The sequence below is a fragment of the Streptomyces sp. WY228 genome (genome assembly GCF_019287315.1).
GTDB lineage: Bacteria > Actinomycetota > Actinomycetes > Streptomycetales > Streptomycetaceae > Streptomyces > Streptomyces caviscabies.
Window position 1 is genome coordinate 4,444,304 of the sequence record NZ_CP079114.1, and the last position, 16,028, is coordinate 4,460,331.

Here is a 16,028-nt window from a genome sequence, read left to right on the forward strand (position 1 = left end):
CGTCGGGTTCCTGTCCATTGCGGGGGTGGTCCACCCGGCCCCAACGCACTCGTGCCGCGCGGCCATCCCGGCAACGGCTTCGATCCGGGTAAAGAGTGGGCAAAGAACGGAGTCGGCCTCCGGTGCCCTTCGCGGGCGGCTCATCCCCGCCCCGACGCGGACCGCTCCGGCTTCTCCGGCTTCGCCGGCAGCTTCAGGTCCGTGCAGGCCCCGCGCCGCACCTGATCCGCGGCGAACGCGGAGACGTACGCGCGCAGCAGCACACTCCGCTCGTACGTCTCGGCCTCGGTCGGCGGCACGTACGTCGAGCCCGGCTTCCGGCGCCGGTCGGGATAGCCCTGACCCCAGCGCGCGGCGAAGCCGACGTCGTCCCCGTCGCACCTGGCGACGGCCCACGCCCGGTGCTCGGTGAGGGCGGGCCTCCGGCCGGCGCCCCGGCCCATCGGCAGCGGGTCGGGGTCCGAGCCCATCTCGTGGACCAGCGGGCCCCAGTCGCCGAGCCAGGAGGTCAGCTCGACGATCGACGTACCCTCTCGCGCGTCCGGGTACGTCTCCGTGGCGCGCAGGGTGCACCGGCCGACGATCCCGCCGTCGGCGATGGCGATGCGCACGTCGCCGTTGCGTCCCGCCTCCGGGACGCGGGTGGTGGCGAGGGCGTCGCAGGCGGTGCCCTTCGCCCGGGCGCGGGGCACGTACGTCCCCTCGTCCGGCACCGCGCCGTCCGCCGGGGCGGGCAGCGGCTCGCCGCCGCAGCCGAGCTTCTCGGTCACCGCGTTCGTCATGTGGACGGCGATCCGCAGCATGGCCGCCTTCTCCGCAGGGCTGTGGGCGGAGTACGTCCTGGTGCTCACGAGCAGCCGCCGGCGCACCGGGGCCGCCTTCTCCTGCTCGCCCGCTTCCGCCCTCGCTTCCTTCTTCTCCGCCGCCGACAGGACGCCACGCGGGCATTCCGGCATCAGATGGACGATGCCGGGGTCCTCCTCGAAGCCGGGCAGACCGCCCGGCAGCACGGCGTCCGGCGGGCGGGACGTTCCCGCGGAACCGAGCACCTTGTCACGGTCGCGACCCGCCGGGTAGGTGTCGACCGTGACCACGGCGCCGCCGTTCTCGTTCCTCAGCACACAGCTGTACGTGCCGTCCTCGGCGTCGAAGGACTCCTCCGCCTCTCCGAGCCGCAGGTCCGTCCGCACGATCTCCAGGTCACCGGACGGCAGTTGGCCGCCGCACGCCTCGCGCGCCAGCCACCAGTCCTTCGCCGGTCCGCGCATCGCGTTCCCGGCGATCAGCAGGACGACCACCGTCCCGACCGCGACCAGCAGCCAGGTGCGGTGCCGGGAAGCCCAGTCCTTCAGCCGGTCCTCCAGCTGGGTTCCCGTCCGATTCGCCGGCCTCGGCTCCACTCCCGACCCCCCGCTCGCCCGTACGCCACGTCCGTACCAGTGTGAGCAACGGCCCCGATGCCCCGCCCTCCGGGGTCACTGCTCTCCGGGGGCACCGCCCTCCGGGCCGCTCCGAGGTGCCGGGGCCTTCCGGCGAGACCGAGTTGTGACCTGATCGGCGGCCGGAGGCCGATGACTTCGCCCGCCGGCACCGGTCATACCCGCGATATCACGCGCACCACGAGAGACGGGACACCCATGACCGACAACGCCGTGAAGGGCCCTGCCAGTTACTTCCCCTCGATCGAGAAGAAGTACGGCCGCCCGGTCGCGGAGTGGAAGGGCCTCATCCGCTCCTCCCCGCTGACGAAGCACATGGAGTTGGTCGGCTGGCTCAAGTCCGAACACGGCCTGGGCCATGGGCACGCCAACGCCCTGGTGGCGCACACGCTCGCGGAGGACAGCACCGGTTGATCCTCACGTCGCGGAATGCCGTCGTATGTCGCCGGTTGCCTGCAGATATGTCCGCGCTCGGTAACCGAGGCATCCCGCCGGGCCCTTCACCTGTCTGGATGGGTGCACGGCATCGGGTGGACACGGCAAAAGGGGCGGGCGGACATGGCGAAGCACAAGGGACGGGCCTGGCACAGCAGGCTCCTCGCGGCGGCGCTCGGCGTGACGGCGCTGGCCGCCGCCACCTCGGTGTGGACCGCTCAGGCCGACACCACCGGGCAGCCGAAGGGCGGCGACTCCGCGGCGGCCGCCGGGGAACGACCCGTGAAGAAGGTGGCGGCGGAGATCGCGCACGCCTCGGAGGCCGGTCCGCGTGGCGTCAACATCACCATCGACGACGGGCCGGACCCGGTCTGGACGCCGCAGGTGCTGCGCCTGCTGAAGGACCAGGGCGTGAAGGCCACGTTCTGCATGGTCGGCACCCAGGCCCGGGCCTACCCGGACCTGGTCAAGGCGGTCGTGGCGGACGGCCACCGGCTCTGCAACCACACCGTCTCGCACGACACGACCATGGACACCAAGTCCGAGGCCTACCAGCGGCAGCAGATCCTGGACGCCGAACGCATGATCACCAAGGCGTCCGGAGGTGTCCGTTCGCAGTACTACCGGGCCCCGGGCGGTGCGTTCACCCCGTACAGCCGGAAGCTCGCCGCCTCCCACGGGATGCGGCCGCTCGGCTGGAACGTCGACACCAAGGACTTCGAACATCCCGGCGCCGCCACCATGGTCGCCACCGTCAAGCGCGAGATCGCCAACGGGCCGACCGTCCTCTTCCACGACGCGGGAGGAGAGCGCTCCGAGACCGTGGCCGCTCTGCGCGAGGTCCTGCCCTGGCTGAAGGAGCAGGGGTACGCGTTCGGCTTCCCGGTGCGCTGAGCGAGGCCGGCCCGTACCGGACGACGTGACCGTCAGTTGGTCCAGACGACCGGGCTGTCGCTGTAGGTGTCGCCCTCGTCGTATTCGGCGCCGGTGACGGGTGCGGTCTTGGTTGCGGCGAGGGAGCAGGTTTCGTAGGTGGCGCCCTTGGTGGTGAAGTCGCGGGGTGCGGTTTCGCGGTCGCACTTGCCGGGGATGTCGCCCATCAGGATGACGCCGGTGCCCGCGCCGCCGTCCAGTACTCCGTCGAGCTTGAGTGAGGCGTACGAGAGGTCGGTGCCGCCGACGTTCTCCACCTTCATTTTGATGAAGTAGGGCGTCATGCCTTTCGCCTTGTCGCCGAAGGCGGCCATGTCGGATTCGGCGCCCTTTTCGATGGCGGTGACGGTGACGGCGATGGTGCCCTGTTTGTCGCTCGTGTACCGGAACGGCAGGACGGCCCGGTCGCCGGTCTTGAGCTTGGTGCCCGGGGCGGTGACGTCGCCCGCGGGGGCCTCGCCGCCGTTGCCGCCGTCGCCGCTGTCGTCGGTCGGGCTTTCGCTGCTGGGTTCGGACGAGGCCGGGGCCGAAGCGGACGCCGACGCGGCCGGAGACTCCTTCGCGGCCGACTCGCCGTCGTCACCGTTGCAGGCCGAGAGACCGAGCCCCAGGGCGACCGCAGAAGCCGCGAAAACGATGCGTCGCTTGTGCACTGTTACTACCTCACTACCGATGTACGAGAGTTTCGAGAAGGGTTCCGCTGCGACACGCATGCTGTCACCTCGCGGAATACGTCGGGTACACGCCAGGAGCGTCGCCGGGTACCCCGCCGCCCGGGAACGGCTCAGTGGATCGTGTCACGCAGGGCGGCCGCCTCGTCGTCCAGGTCCTTCGCGACGCCCGGCTCCCCCGCCGCCGCCCGCAGCCGGGCGAGCTTCTCCAGCACACCCGCGAGCAGATACGGATAGTCGATCCCGCGGGCCACCTCGACCGCGTGCTCCCCCTGGACGATCGCTGCCGCCAGGGCAGGGGCGTCGTGACCGTCCTGGGCGTCCTGGCCGTCATGGTGCTCGTACAGACGGGCGTCGAGCAGGTCGACGAGAACACGGGTCTCGAACATGGGGTCGTGGAGTGCGCGCGCGACCTCGACGCCTTCCAGGAGCCGGATCCGCGCCTCGGCGAACTCGCCCCGGGCCAGGTGGAGACAGCCCCAGGCGTGAGCGGTGTAGAACGGGCCCGACGCCCCGATGCCCCGGGCACACTCGGTCAGTTCGGCGAACGACTCCTCGGCCTCCTGATGCCGGCCGAGTGCGAGCTGCGCCTGGCCCAGCCAGTAGGTGTCCCGTGCGATCAGGGTCCGGATCCCCTGCTTCCGCGCCCCGGCGACGATCTCCGTGAGGACCGCCACCGCGCGTTCCGGCCGGCCCGCCTGCAGATGGGCCAGGCCGACCTGGGAGTACGCGTGCAGTGCCGCCGCCGCCTGACCGCCCGCGTCGAGCCGTTCGTAGGCCTCGCGGCCCGCCGTGATCGCCTCGGTCAGACGGCCGTTGGGCACGAGGAAGAACGGCGCGTTGCTCAACGCCTCCAGATAGCCCCGCCGGTCACCGATCCGCTCGAACAGGCCCATGGCCTCGGTGTTGGACTCCTCGGCCGGACCGTAGCGCCGCCGGGTGTAGAGAAGCCCGGCCATCGAGATGAGCAGCCGGGCCCGGCCCCGCAGATTCCCCGCGGCCCTGGCCAGCCCCATCGCCGTGTCGTAGCACTCCTGCCAGTCGTCGAAGTACCGCTCCGTCTCGAACAACGCGTGCCCGCCCACGGCCAGTTCCCAGCACAGCTCGTCCCGGCCCAGCTCCGCGGCCTGCCGCACACCTGCCATCAGGGAGGCGCGTTCCGCGTCCAGCAGCTCCATCGGCGGTACGGAGGTCGGCAGGCCGGCCTCCACCCGCGCGGGCTCCCACCTATCGGCGTCCTGCTGGAACATGTTCTGCCCCATGTGGTCACGGTCGGCGATGTCCGTGAAGGCCAGGAGCGCGCCGAGGACCCGGACGACGGACCCGTCCCGGGCCGCCGCCGTCTCCTCCGCGTCCGCGCGCTCCCGGGCGTACGCGCGGATCAGGTCGTGGAACGCGTAACGTGCCTGTCCGCCGTACGGCGTTCCGGAGGCATCGGGCAGGCGGACGTCGAGCAGATGGACGTCCACCAGTTCGTCGAGGAGCTCCTGGGCCTCCCGCAGTTCGGTGTCGACGGCGGCCGCCGCCGCCCAGAGCGGGAAGTCGGGCGCCTCCAGCAGCCCCAGGAGCCGGAACAGCCGCCGTGCGCCGGGCCGCAGCCCTTCGTAGCTCAGCCCGAAACTGGCCCGCACTTCCAGGTCGCGATAGCGCAGCGCGTCCAGCCGGTGCTGTTCGTCCGCCAGCCGGGACACGAGATCCGCCGGGCGCCAGTGCGGCCGGGACACCAGCAGCGACCCGGCGATCCGCAGGGCGAGCGGCAACCGCGCGCACAGCCGCACGAGTTCGGACAGCTCCGCCCCGGAGGCGGTGGCGAGCCGTCCGCCGGTGCTGCCGCGCAGCAGGGCCGCGCTGTCGGCCTCGGACATCTCACGGAGTTCGACCCGGTGCGCACCGCCCAGACCTCCCAGCCGTACGCGACCGGTGGCGATCACCCCGCACGTACCGCTCGCCGGCAGCAGGGGAGCCAACTGCGCCTCGTTGTAGGCGTCGTCGAGCACCACCAGGATCCGCCGTTCCGCGAGCAGCCCCCGGTAGAGGTCCACGCGCTCCTCCGGATCGTCCGGAACGGCGGTGGCGGGGACGCCCAGCGCCCGCAGGAAGCGGCCGAGCACGGCGGTCGCGGAGGCCGGCTGCGTACGGCTACCGGCGAGCGCCGCGAAGAGCCGGCCGTCGGGATACGCGGACCGCAGCCGGTGCGCGGCCTGCACCGCGAGGGCGGTCTTGCCGACCCCGCCGGGGCCCGAGACCGTCACCGTCGCGGCGGGCTCGTCGGCGGCGTGCCGCGTACGGAGCACCGCCTCGATCTCTGCCAACTCACGCTCCTGCCCGCTGAAATCGCCGAGCGCGGGGGGAAGCATCCGGGCACGGGCGACGTCCGCCCGAGCCTGCTCCTCGGATACGAGCGCTGGGCGGCCCGGCGCGGGGCCGGGTGCGGTGCCCGGATCGGGGCCGGGCGCAGGGGCCTGATCCGTGCCCGGCGCAGGGCCCTCGGCCGTGACCGCCGTCCGGCCCGGCGCGAGGTCCGGCACAGGGCGCTGCGCCGGGTCATCGGCGGCGAACGCCGTTCGGTCCGACGCGAGTTCGTCCGCCGCGACTCCCACCCGGTCCGGCGTGGGGCCGGGCGTAGTGACCGCCGTCCGGCCCGGCGCACGGGCCTCGGCCCCTTCCGCCGCGCGGTCCAGCGCACGGGCCTCGGCCCCGGCCGTCACGCGGTCCAGTGCGGGATCCTCGTCGAGGACGGCCCGGTGCAGGTCCCGCAACCGGTGCCCGGGCTCCAGCCCGGTCTCCTCGACCAGGACGTCCCGGACCTGGAGATAGGCCAGCAGCGCGTCCGCCCGCCGGCCGCAGCGGTACAGCGCGAGCATGAGCTGGGCCCACATCCGCTCGCGGAACGGGTGCTCCATCGTCAGCGCGGTCAGCTCGCCCAGCACCTCGCCGTGCCGGCCGAGCCGGAGATCGACGTCGACCCGCTCCTCCAGTACGCCGAGCCGCAGTTCATCGAGTCGGGTGGCCTCCGCCCGCAGTGCCGGTACGTCGGCGATCTCGCCGAACGCGGGGCCCCGCCAGAGCCCCAGGGCCTCGTCGAAGAGCCGGCGCGACCGCTCGTGGTCACCGGCGGCGGACGCGGCCCGGGCCGCGTCCGCCAGGTCCTCGAAGCGCGCCGAGTCCAGCTCACCGCGGTCGGCGCGCAGCCGATAGCCCCGGCCCTCCCGGGTGATGCGCCCCGGATCTCCCAGGCGACGCCGGAGGCGGTGGACGTAGGTCTGCACGTTCTTGGTGGCACTCTTCGGCTGCTCCGCGCCCCAGACCGCCTCCACCAGCGCGTCGTCGGTGACCGTCCGGCCCGGCCGGCTCAGCAGGACCGCCAGGAGCATCTGCCCTTTCGGCGTGCCCAGTTCCAGCGGTACACCGGCCCGCCGCACGGTCAGCGGACCCAGTACCCCGAAGTCCACAGCAGCCCCCCGTCCTCGACGGCAACTCTAACGACCGCCGGTCGCACAGGGTTCGCGCCCGCCAGTAGAGTTCGATGCTTGTTCGATTCGCTGCGAGGTTGGGGGGACGGCTGGTGGGAGCACAACTGAGAGGTACCGCAGAGGAGTTGGCCGCGATGCTGTGGCGGGAGCACACCGTGTACCGGGAGCGGTCCGGGGGGATGGTCATCCGGGGCGAGCACGTGGAGCGGTGGATCAGTCTCGCCCCGGCGGGCGGCTCGGGCGAGGTTCTCGTACGCGCCGGGCGCATCCTGGACGGCGGCACCACCGCTCCGGCCCGTTCGGAGGCCGTGGTGCCCCTCTCCGCGGGCATGGGCCCGCTCGCCGCGACCTGCCGACGCCTGCTGGCCGAGACGGCGGCCGACGCGGTACGGGTGTCTCCGGGCCGGGCGGCGTCCGGGCGGTCCGACCGGCCGGGGCGGTCGCAGCGCTCCCGGCGGTCCGGGAAGCCCCGTCGGCCCCGGAGATCCGAGCGGCGGAACGGCAGGCAAAGGCACACCGGCTTCGGCTCATGGGTGGTCATGGCCTGCGTCGTGGGCGTGATCGCCCTGTACGTCTACAGCACCTACGGCACCGTGCATCACTACTGACCCCGTCCCATGACGATGCGGGAACGGCGGCGCGAGACCGGCGATGCGGGAATGACGATGCAGGAATGGCGGCGCGGCAACGGTGACGCGGCAACGGTGACGTGGCGAACCGGAGATCAGGACGGGCGCCGGGCGGATGCCTCCAAGGAGTCGAGCCAGCGGACGAGGCGCGCGCCCTCCCGGGTCATGATCTCCGGCTCGCGCAGGGCGTTGGCCAGGAGCGACATGCCCTGGTAGCCGGCGACGAGGGTGACGGCGAGGCCGTCCGGGTCGGGCAGGCCGAGGGCCCGGAACTGGTGCCCGGCCCAGTCGAGCAGTCTCCGGATCACCGCGCCGGCCTCCACGTCGAGCGTCCCGTCGGGGCGCTTGTCGAGTTCGACGGCCAGGGTGCCGGTGGGGCAGCCGTACCGGGCGGCGATGTCGCGCCGGCCGACCCAGGCCTCGATCAGGGCCTTGAGCCGGTCGAGCGGGTCGGGCAGCTCGTCGAGCCGGCGGGTGAGCTCCTCCAGGTGCGCGCTGTGTTCGGAGAGTGCGGCCCGGACGAGTTCGTCCTTGGTCTTGAAGTAGTAGTAGACGTTCCCGACGGGGACCTCGGCCACGCGCGCGATGTCGGCGAGGGTGGTCCGTTCGACGCCCTGCTCGTGCAGGACCTGGGCCGCGGCGGCGGTGAGCCGCCGTCGCTTGTCGGCTCCCCGGGCCCTCCGGGAGCCCTGGGGCTCAACTGAGTCAGTCACCCAACCAACTATAGACAGCGCCCCGGAGGTCCGTGCTAGCGCCATTCAAGTCAGCCAACTGACTAACTAGGCCTACCTGAGGAGCAGTCATGATCGTGGTGACGGGTGCGACCGGCAATGTCGGACGGACGCTGGTGCCGCTGCTGGCCGAGGCGGGCGAGGAGGTCGTGGCCGTATCGCGGCAGCCGCACCCCGCCGGGCTTCCGGCCGGGGCCCGGCACGCCCGGGCCGATGTCGGCGACGCCGCGAGCATGGCGCCGGTCCTCGAAGGCGCCGACGCCTTCTTCGTCCTGCTGGGCGGCGAGCTCAACGGCCGGGGCGAGCGCCCGAAGGCGCTGCTGGACGCGGCCGTGGCCGCCGGGGTGAAGCGGGTCGTCCTGCTCTCCTCCCAGGTCGGTGCCACCCGCCCCGAGGAGCTTTCGCACGCCCGCCTGCGTGAGTTCGAGGCGGCCGTGCGCACGGCCGGACCGGACTTCACCGTCCTGCGCCCGGGCGGTTTCGCCTCCAACGCCTTCGCCTGGGCCGAGTCGGTCCGCATGCGGCGCACGGTGTTCGCCCCGTTCGGGGATGTGGCGCTGCCCGTGATCGACCCGGCGGACATCGCCGCGGTCGCCGCCGCCGCGCTGAGCGAGGACGGTCACGCGGGCCGTACGTACGAGCTGACCGGCCCCGAGGCCATCAGCCCTCGCCGCCAGGCCGCGGTGATCTCCGAAGCCCTGGGGGAGGAGGTGGCCTTCGTGGAACTGTCCCGGGAGGAGGCCCACGAGCACCTGGCCCGGTTCATGCCGGAGGAGGTCATCGGCGGCACCCTGGACGTCCTCGGCCTCCCGCTGCCGGCCGAGCAGGCGGTCGGCTCCGACGTGGAGAGCGTCCTCCGCCGCCCGGCCCGGCCCTTCGGGGAATGGGTCGCGCGCAACCTGCCGGCCTTCCGCTAGCCCCGACTCCGGAGGCGCTGAGGTGCGGAGGCGCTGAGGCCCGGCGGGCGCCCGCACCCGTGCCCGCGTCTGCACCCGTGCCCGTGCCCGTGCCCGGGCCCGGGCCCGGGCACGGACCCGGACCCGACGCGGCCGTGCCCGGCGCCGGATCCGGGAGGCGGCCGAGCTCAGGCCGCGGCGCCCCCATCGATGACCAGGTCGCCGCCGACCACGGAAGCGGCGTCCGGCGAGGCCAGATACAGCACGGCCGCCGCGACCTCGGCGGTGGAGGAGACGCGCCCCAGCGGCGACGCGCCCTTCATCCGGTCGGCGCGGTCGGCGTCGGTCTCGCCCGGGAGCAGCGACATGGTGGTGGCGGACGCGCCGGGGCTGACGGCGTTGATGCGGATGCCGTCGGCGATGTGGTCCAGGGCGGCGGCCCGGGTCAGGGCGGAGACGGCGGCCTTGGTGGCGATGTAGCCGGCCGCGCCCGGGATACGGGTGTGGGCACCGAGGTTGGAGGCGATGTTGACGATCGCGCCGCCCGTGGACTGCTCGCGCATCCGGGCGACTTCGGCCTGGAGGCAGAGGAACACCCCGGTGACATTGATGTCGAGCAGCGTGCGCCAGTCCTCCTCCGGAAGGTCGCCCACGGGGGCGCCGCCCCTGAAGACGCCCGCGTTGTTGACGGCGACATCGAGGCTGCCGAAGTGTTCGACGGTGCGGCGGACCAGCGTCCTGACGTCCTCGGACCGGGTCACGTCCGCGGTGACCGCGGCCGCGCACCCGCCCTCCTTCTCGATCAGGGCGACCGTCTCGTCGAGTGGTCCGGCGGTACGCCCGGCCGCGACCACCGAGGCCCCCTCGGCGGCGAAGGCGAGGGCGACGGCCCGGCCGATGCCGGAGCCCGCGCCGGTGACGAGGACGGTCCTGCCGGTGAAACGTGCGGTCATGGTGACGACTCCTGGGTCGGTGCGCGGTTACGTGGATGGCTGTGCGGTACGGGAGTTGAGGAACGCGGCGGCGGCGAGAACGGCCGCCGTCGCGGCGAGTGAGGCGGGGTCGGAGCCGAGGGTGAGCAGGGCGGCGAGGACGACGGTCGGGCCCAGCTCCATCGCGGTGTTCATGACGCCGCCCGCGAGCCCGGTCTGCCGCGGCTCCACTCCGTCGGTCGCGAGGACAGCGGCCCCCGCGAAGGAGGCGGCGGCCCCGGCCGGCAGCAGGAGCAGCCCGGGGAGGAGCCCGTACGCGTACGGGATGTGCGGCGTCAGGCCGGTGAGCGCGAGCAGCGCGAGGCCCGTCGCGGCGGCGGTGAGCCCGGCGGTGGTGACGGCGGGCGCTTCGTACCTGGCGATGAGCGGACCTGCCGTACGGCCCGAGACGAGCAGCGCCACCGCGAAGGGAACGAAGGCGGCGGAGGTCTGCAGCGCCGGCCAGCCGCGCTCCTGCTGCAGATGGAGCGAGAGGAGGATGAACGTCGTGGCGGTCCCGGCGGCGGTCAGACCGACGGCGGCGAGGGCGAGGGCCCTGCGGCGGTCGCGGAGGAACGCGAGGGGGAGCAGCGGGTTGTGGGAGCGGCGCTCGGCGGCCAGGAACATCGCGAGGAGCGCGGCCCCGCCGAGCAGAGGAACCAGGACGGCCGTCGAACCCCAGGGGCGGGCGTCGGTGAGGACGAGTCCGTAACTGGCCAGGGTGATCCCGGCGGTCGAGAGCAGCGCGCCCGGCAGATCCAGGGAGCGGCCGGGGCCGCCGACCGGCGTCACGGGCAGCAGTCGCGGCCCGAGGGCGAGGGCGAGGACGGCCACCGCGACCGGGACGGCCTGGGTCGGCCGCCAGGACGCGAACGCCGAGACGACCCCGGAGAGCAGGTGCCCCGCGGTCGCACCGAGCATCGAGAGCCCGCCCCAGGTGGCCATCGCCCGTCCGTACGCGGCGGGTCGGGGGAAGAGCGCGCGCAGTACGGACATGGCGGCGGGCGCGGCGAGCGCGGCGCCCACGCCCTGCGCGAAGCGGGCGGCGAGCAGCGTGCCCGGCCCCGGGGCGAGCAGCGCGGCGAGCGACGCGGCGCCGAACACGAGCAGCCCGGCGGTGAGGGCGCGCCGCCCGCCGAAACGGTCGGCGACGCGGCCGCCGAGGAGTAACAGCCCGGAGAAGGACAGCCCGTAGGCGGAGCTGAGGAGGATCAGGTCGGCCCGGTCGAGCGAGAACGCACGGCCGATCCGGGGCAGCGGCACGATGAGGGCGGTGAGCGCGAACAGCAGCGATATCTGCACGGTGCCGAGCAGCGCGAAGGCGGGCCCGGGCGCGGACCCGCGCCCGCGCCCGGGGGAGACGGATGAGGTCGTGAAGGTCTCGGTCGTGGTGTCCCAGCGCGGTGTATCAGCCATTGCTCCCCCGATATTTGACTGATCGTTCTTTTATGGGCCCATGAAGTCACCCGGTGGGGTGTCGTGCAATTGCCGATCCGGGCAGCCGGGCGGCCGGGCAGCCAGGCGGTCGGGCGGTCGCTCAGTCGAGCAGGGTCAGCGCCTGCTCGGCGGCGTCCCGCACCCGGCCCGGGTCGTCCGACGCCTTGCCCACGACCCGCAGGCCCTGCATCAGCACCAGGAGCATCCGGGCGAGCGCGCGCGGATCGCGGTCCGCGGGCAGCTCGCCCTGCGACCGGGCCCGTACCAGTGCCGAGTGCAGCAGGGTCTCGACATGGCTCCAGCTCGCCTCGACCCGCCGGGCCGCCGCCGGGTCGTGCGGGCCCAGCTCGGCGGCCGTGTTGGTGACGAAACAGCCTTGGGTGCGGTGGTCGTCGGCGTTCGCCTCGGCGGCGAACCGCCGCACGAGGGCCCGTACGGCGGGCAGTGCGGGCCCGGGCTGGGACAGCTCTCCCAGCAGGGCCGGATCGCGGTTCTCGTTGTACCGGTCCAGCGCCTTCAGATACAGCTCGTGCTTGTTGCCGAAGGTGGCGTAGATGCTGGCGCGCCCGATGCCGAGGTGCTCGACGAGGTCCGCCATCGAGGTCGCCTCGTAGCCGCGCCGCCAGAACAGCTCAAGGGCTGCCTGCAGTGCGGCTTCGGGGTCGAATTCCTTGGTCCTGGCCACGCTCGAACTCTAGGTGATACTGAAACGATCGGTCAAATATTACGGGAGGCGCCCGGGATGCCAGGGTTGCCGAGGACGCTGACCGGATCGGCGAGGGCCCGGCTCAGCGACGGCCCGGCGGGACCAGCCCGGCGGCCCGCGGAAGATGGGGGGCGATCAACGCGTACGCCTCCTCGACGGTGTCGACCTCGCCGAGCTCGGTACGGTCGGAATCCCGGAACACGCGGTAACCGCCCTGGAACAGCGGGTGGGCCGTCGCGACGTCACGTGCGTACGGCCACGGGGTGCTCGTCGATGCCTGCCCCTCATCGATGATTACGTAGACACTCCACACCAGTACAGGGAGAGCCCATGACCGTGAGCAAGAACATCAACAACCCCGTGGGCCAGGGCGGCGGCCAGCGCAAGCGGCAGTCCCGCGCCGAACGCCAGAACAACGGCCCGCACCGCAACCTCGACCGTCAGGGTGCGGCCGAACAGAAGGCGGAACTGGTGCGCAAGATGCGCGAGAAGGCGGCCGCGGCCGGAGGCGCCGCCGGACAGACGGGCGACGACACCACCCGGAACTGACGCGGATCCGACGCACCTGCCGCGACGTCCGGAGGGTGATGTCCAGCGGTCCGGAGGGCCGGCGGGGGCGCGGTCAGAACCAGTGCAGACAGTGAGGGGCGCGCTCGGCACGGAAGAGGGCGTCGGCCAGGGCGGCCGCGCCCGTGCGGTGGGCCCGGATGTGCCCGGCCCGTACCAGCGTGCTCGGGGTGGTGCCGCCGAGGTAGACCGAGCCCAGGTCGCCGACGTCCAGGGACAGGTCGGGCTCCCGGTCCGTCGGGGCGCAGTCGGCCTGACCGTCCCGGACGGTCAGCAGGTAGCGGCCGCGTTCGCCGAGGAACGGGTCCTCGACGTCGAGGACCGGCTCGCCGTCCATGCAGCGTGACCACCGAGCCCCAGGCATCGAGGTGCACCGACCGCAGGCGGACTCCCGACAGTTCGGGAACCTCGTCGTAGTACGGTGCGAAGACGTCCCGGTTGGGGACGAGATCAGTCCAGGTCATAGCAGTGCTGCTCCTCCGGGTGCCGTCCCACGGACGGACGTGGACGTACGCCGAGTGAGTTCACAGCCATCGCGCCGGCTGTGAGCGGCGGCAGGAGGCCGCGAGCCGAGGCCCGTACAACCAACCGGCCTCCTCCCCGGTCTTGTTCGGCGACGCCCGATGATCGACATCGGTCGCCGGACAGGACTGAAGGACTTGATGAACCCAGCCAGACGCTTGACCGCCACCGCCTTGGTTCTGGCCACGGCCGGCGGAGTGCTCTACGCCACCGCCGTACCCGCATCCGCGGCGGCGAACTGTACTTCCCCCGTCTTCAAGCGGCAGTTCTTCGCGAACACAACGTTCTCGGGCACACCCAAGAAGACGGACTGCGACTCCGCGATCGACCAGAACTGGGGCACGCGCGCGCCCGTCTCCGGCGTACCGTCCGACAACTTCGGCGTACGTTGGTCGGTGACGCGCGACTTCGGCTCCGGTGGCCCCTTTACGTTCACGGCCTCCGCCCAGGACGGCATGCGGGTCTACCTCGACGGCGTCCGCAAGATCAACGTCTGGAAGAACGGCTCCGCCACCGTCAAGAAGACGGTCAACGTGACGATCCCCAAGGGCAAGCACACGCTCCGCTTCGACTACGTCAACTGGACGGGTGCCGCGAAGGTGAAGTTCGCCTACACGCCGCGCACCTCCGCCGCCCACGACAAGGTCAAGCCCCTCGCCCCGACGGGCGCGGCCGTTTCGTACACCTCCACCACCGGCGCGGCCAGGTTCACCTGGACCAGGAACAAGGAGATGGACCTGGCGAACTACCGGGTCTACCGGCGGCTGAAGGGCACGCCGTACGGCAGCAAGCAGCTCGCGACGACCACCGCGACGTCGTACACCGACAGTTCGCTGCCCAGGACCGGCGCGGCCTACTACTACGAGGTGCGGGCCGTCGACAAGGCGGGCCGTGTCTCCGGCGGCAGCGCCGACAAGCTCGTCACCACGATCGACAGGACGCCGCCCGCCGCGCCCTTCCTCGAATGGGACTCCTGCCCGGCCGACCAGCCCTACGCGGCGCCGGAGCTGGTCACCACGGCGCAGAACGCCGCCGACATCGTCCGGTACGAGATGCAGCGGCTCGACGCCGCGACGAAGAGCTGGAGCACGATCTACTCCGGCACCAAGGGCGCGATCTGCGACACCGGCTACCGGGCCGACGGCAGCAAGGTCACCTACCGGGGCCGGGCCCGGGACGCCGCCGGGAACTGGTCGGCGTACTCGGCCGCCACCACGTTCACCACCCCCGACCTGACCCCGCCCGCCGCCGTCACGAAGCTCCGCGCCGAGTACCGGTCGGGCGTACCGCATCTGGTGTGGTCGCCCGTCACCGACGCCGCCTCGTACCAGGTCCTCCAGTACGACCCGGCGACCGGCGGCTACATCGACGCCCGTCCCGCGGGGACCCCCGCCACCCGCACCGAGGTGGTGCCGCGCCAGTCGGCCGCCGTCGCCGACAGCTACCGGTACGCGGTGCGCGCGGTGGACGCCAAGGGCAACGCCGCGGCGCCGGTGGAGATCACGCTGAAGATGGCCGACCGGCCGGAGGCGATCGCCGCGTTCACAACCACGGCCAAGAGTTTCGACGAGGGCGTGATGGTCGCGTGGAGCAGCGTCGACCCGTGGACGGTCGACGAACGCCCCCTCCCGACCTACCAGATCATCCGCACCGACACCGCGACCGGCGAGACCGACATCGTCGACCAGTGCAAGCCGTTCACCTCGGTGGACCAGCCGCTGACCGGCCCCGACACGTACTGGACCTGGGCGGACGACGACGCTCCCCTGTCCGCCCGCAAGCAGATCAACGGCAGCTGCTGGGACGTCCAGGGGAAGTCGGAGACGACGTACACCTACCGAGTCGTGACGACCGACCGCCACGGACGCACGTCGCAGCCCGGCCCGCCCGCCAGGGCGACCACCCCGGACACCCAGCGCCCCGCCCCGGTCCAGAACCTGACCGCGGAACGCGTCCCGCTCGGCGTCCGGCTGACCTGGACACCGCCGGCCGACACCGACGTACGCGGCTACCACGTATGGCAGGGCGTCACCGACCCGGACAGTGGTGAGACGGTCTGGAAGGAGAACTGCTGGTTCGGCAGCTCCCTGGCCGACACCGAGATGCTCTGCCCGACGATTCCCGACGGCGCCACCCACGTCTACAAGGTGGCAGCCACGGACGACCGCCTCCTGCACGACGACATCCCACTCGACGTCCTCCACCCCGCCGAAATCTCGGTCACCCTGCCGGACACCCGCCCGCCGGGCTGGACGGAGACCGAGGTCCGTGAGGACCAGTACCCGGAGCTGTACGTCGGCTGCTCCGCAAGCTCCGGCCTCGGAGACTGCTCCCGCTTCACGAGCTACCGCGTGGAACGCTGGGACCCCGCCACCGCCTCGTACGCCACCCTGACGGAGGGCACGGTGGGCGACGCGGCGTACTTCATGGACACGACGGTCCACGAGGACCGGCTCGGCCTGTACTACTACCGCGTCGTACGCCTCGACGCATCAGGCGCGGAGGCCGCGACGCGATCCACGGCGTACGGCATCTGGGACTCCTGGCTCTGACCGGAGGCAGGACAAGAACAAGGACAAGGGGAGGGGAACGAAGAAGTCTTCGTTCCCCTCCCCTCA

14 protein-coding genes and 1 pseudogene are annotated in these 16,028 nt (G+C 72.5%); 6 read left to right on the forward strand and 9 right to left on the reverse strand.

Annotated elements, in window-relative coordinates:
* Nucleotides 1-140 precede the first annotated feature (140 nt).
* Nucleotides 141-1,400 carry a hypothetical protein gene (locus KV381_RS19465; RefSeq protein ID WP_218785826.1) on the reverse strand — a complete coding sequence of 420 codons (1,260 nt, stop codon included), beginning with the start codon at nt 1,398-1,400 and terminating at the stop codon, nt 141-143.
* Nucleotides 1,401-1,637: 237 nt separating this feature from the next.
* On the opposite strand from KV381_RS19465, the gene KV381_RS19470 reads away from it, so the two are divergent.
* Entirely contained in the window at nt 1,638-1,853 is a 216-nt protein-coding gene (locus tag KV381_RS19470) for a DUF4287 domain-containing protein (RefSeq protein ID WP_030075716.1), read from the forward strand.
* Between the two features lie 144 nt (nt 1,854-1,997).
* Complete coding sequence (locus KV381_RS19475) at nt 1,998-2,768, forward strand: polysaccharide deacetylase family protein (RefSeq protein ID WP_218785827.1); 771 nt, start codon at nt 1,998-2,000, stop codon at nt 2,766-2,768.
* 32 nt (nt 2,769-2,800) lie between these two features.
* Here KV381_RS19475 and KV381_RS19480 read toward each other — a convergent pair whose 3' ends face one another.
* Both KV381_RS19480 and KV381_RS19485 read right to left on the reverse strand, forming a co-directional pair.
* Complete coding sequence (locus KV381_RS19480; protein WP_256995106.1) at nt 2,801-3,520, reverse strand: hypothetical protein; 720 nt, start codon at nt 3,518-3,520, stop codon at nt 2,801-2,803.
* Nucleotides 3,521-3,591: 71 nt separating this feature from the next.
* On the reverse strand, nt 3,592-6,930 hold the full coding sequence (locus KV381_RS19485; RefSeq protein WP_218785829.1) for an AfsR/SARP family transcriptional regulator: 3,339 nt from the start codon (nt 6,928-6,930) through the stop codon (nt 3,592-3,594).
* A gap of 155 nt (nt 6,931-7,085) precedes the next feature.
* Here KV381_RS19485 and KV381_RS19490 point away from each other — a divergent pair, with 155 nt between their 5' ends.
* Nucleotides 7,086-7,559 carry a hypothetical protein gene (locus tag KV381_RS19490; protein WP_098023924.1) on the forward strand — a complete coding sequence of 158 codons (474 nt, stop codon included), beginning with the start codon at nt 7,086-7,088 and terminating at the stop codon, nt 7,557-7,559.
* A 116-nt stretch (nt 7,560-7,675) separates the two neighbouring features.
* On the opposite strand, the gene KV381_RS19495 is transcribed toward KV381_RS19490, so the two are convergent.
* Nucleotides 7,676-8,293, reverse strand: a complete 618-nt coding sequence (locus KV381_RS19495; RefSeq protein ID WP_030634285.1) for a TetR/AcrR family transcriptional regulator — start codon at nt 8,291-8,293, stop codon at nt 7,676-7,678.
* An 89-nt stretch (nt 8,294-8,382) separates the two neighbouring features.
* Between KV381_RS19495 and KV381_RS19500 the strand changes: the two genes are divergently transcribed.
* Nucleotides 8,383-9,228 carry an SDR family oxidoreductase gene (locus KV381_RS19500; protein ID WP_218785833.1) on the forward strand — a complete coding sequence of 282 codons (846 nt, stop codon included), beginning with the start codon at nt 8,383-8,385 and terminating at the stop codon, nt 9,226-9,228.
* A gap of 167 nt (nt 9,229-9,395) precedes the next feature.
* Here the strand turns inward: KV381_RS19500 and KV381_RS19505 are convergent, their stop codons facing one another.
* From KV381_RS19505 to KV381_RS19520, 4 genes are all read right to left on the reverse strand, one after another.
* Nucleotides 9,396-10,160, reverse strand: a complete 765-nt coding sequence (locus KV381_RS19505; RefSeq protein WP_218785835.1) for an SDR family NAD(P)-dependent oxidoreductase — start codon at nt 10,158-10,160, stop codon at nt 9,396-9,398.
* A 27-nt stretch (nt 10,161-10,187) separates the two neighbouring features.
* On the reverse strand, nt 10,188-11,594 hold the full coding sequence (locus KV381_RS19510; protein ID WP_218785837.1) for an MFS transporter: 1,407 nt from the start codon (nt 11,592-11,594) through the stop codon (nt 10,188-10,190).
* Nucleotides 11,595-11,715: 121 nt separating this feature from the next.
* Complete coding sequence (locus tag KV381_RS19515; RefSeq protein WP_030634294.1) at nt 11,716-12,300, reverse strand: TetR/AcrR family transcriptional regulator; 585 nt, start codon at nt 12,298-12,300, stop codon at nt 11,716-11,718.
* A gap of 103 nt (nt 12,301-12,403) precedes the next feature.
* Entirely contained in the window at nt 12,404-12,634 is a 231-nt protein-coding gene (locus KV381_RS19520; RefSeq protein WP_218787363.1) for a DUF6193 family natural product biosynthesis protein, read from the reverse strand.
* Nucleotides 12,635-12,651: 17 nt separating this feature from the next.
* On the opposite strand from KV381_RS19520, the gene KV381_RS19525 reads away from it, so the two are divergent.
* Nucleotides 12,652-12,870, forward strand: coding sequence for a DUF6243 family protein (locus KV381_RS19525; protein WP_098023928.1), 219 nt, complete (start codon nt 12,652-12,654; stop codon nt 12,868-12,870).
* A gap of 73 nt (nt 12,871-12,943) precedes the next feature.
* Here KV381_RS19525 and KV381_RS19530 read toward each other — a convergent pair.
* Nucleotides 12,944-13,225 (reverse strand): annotated as a pseudogene (locus KV381_RS19530) (sterol carrier protein domain-containing protein); the annotation flags it as partial.
* A 325-nt stretch (nt 13,226-13,550) separates the two neighbouring features.
* On the opposite strand from KV381_RS19530, the gene KV381_RS19535 reads away from it, so the two are divergent.
* Entirely contained in the window at nt 13,551-15,962 is a 2,412-nt protein-coding gene (locus KV381_RS19535; protein WP_218785839.1) for a PA14 domain-containing protein, read from the forward strand.
* The last annotated feature ends 66 nt before the right edge of the window (nt 15,963-16,028 follow it).

Bases quoted from the DNA above. Each gene is read 5' to 3' on its own strand.
- KV381_RS19475 (WP_218785827.1), top strand. From the start codon at position 1,998: ATGGCGAAGCACAAGGGACGGGCCTGGCACAGCAGGCTCCTCGCGGCG.
- KV381_RS19470 (WP_030075716.1), top strand. From the start codon at position 1,638: ATGACCGACAACGCCGTGAAGGGCCCTGCCAGTTACTTCCCCTCGATC.
- KV381_RS19525 (WP_098023928.1), top strand. From the start codon at position 12,652: ATGACCGTGAGCAAGAACATCAACAACCCCGTGGGCCAGGGCGGCGGC.
- KV381_RS19505 (WP_218785835.1), bottom strand. From the start codon at position 10,160: ATGACCGCACGTTTCACCGGCAGGACCGTCCTCGTCACCGGCGCGGGC.
- KV381_RS19490 (WP_098023924.1), top strand. From the start codon at position 7,086: ATGCTGTGGCGGGAGCACACCGTGTACCGGGAGCGGTCCGGGGGGATG.
- KV381_RS19510 (WP_218785837.1), bottom strand. From the start codon at position 11,594: ATGGCTGATACACCGCGCTGGGACACCACGACCGAGACCTTCACGACC.
- KV381_RS19500 (WP_218785833.1), top strand. From the start codon at position 8,383: ATGATCGTGGTGACGGGTGCGACCGGCAATGTCGGACGGACGCTGGTG.
- KV381_RS19480 (WP_256995106.1), bottom strand. From the start codon at position 3,520: ATGCGTGTCGCAGCGGAACCCTTCTCGAAACTCTCGTACATCGGTAGT.
- KV381_RS19535 (WP_218785839.1), top strand. From the start codon at position 13,551: ATGAACCCAGCCAGACGCTTGACCGCCACCGCCTTGGTTCTGGCCACG.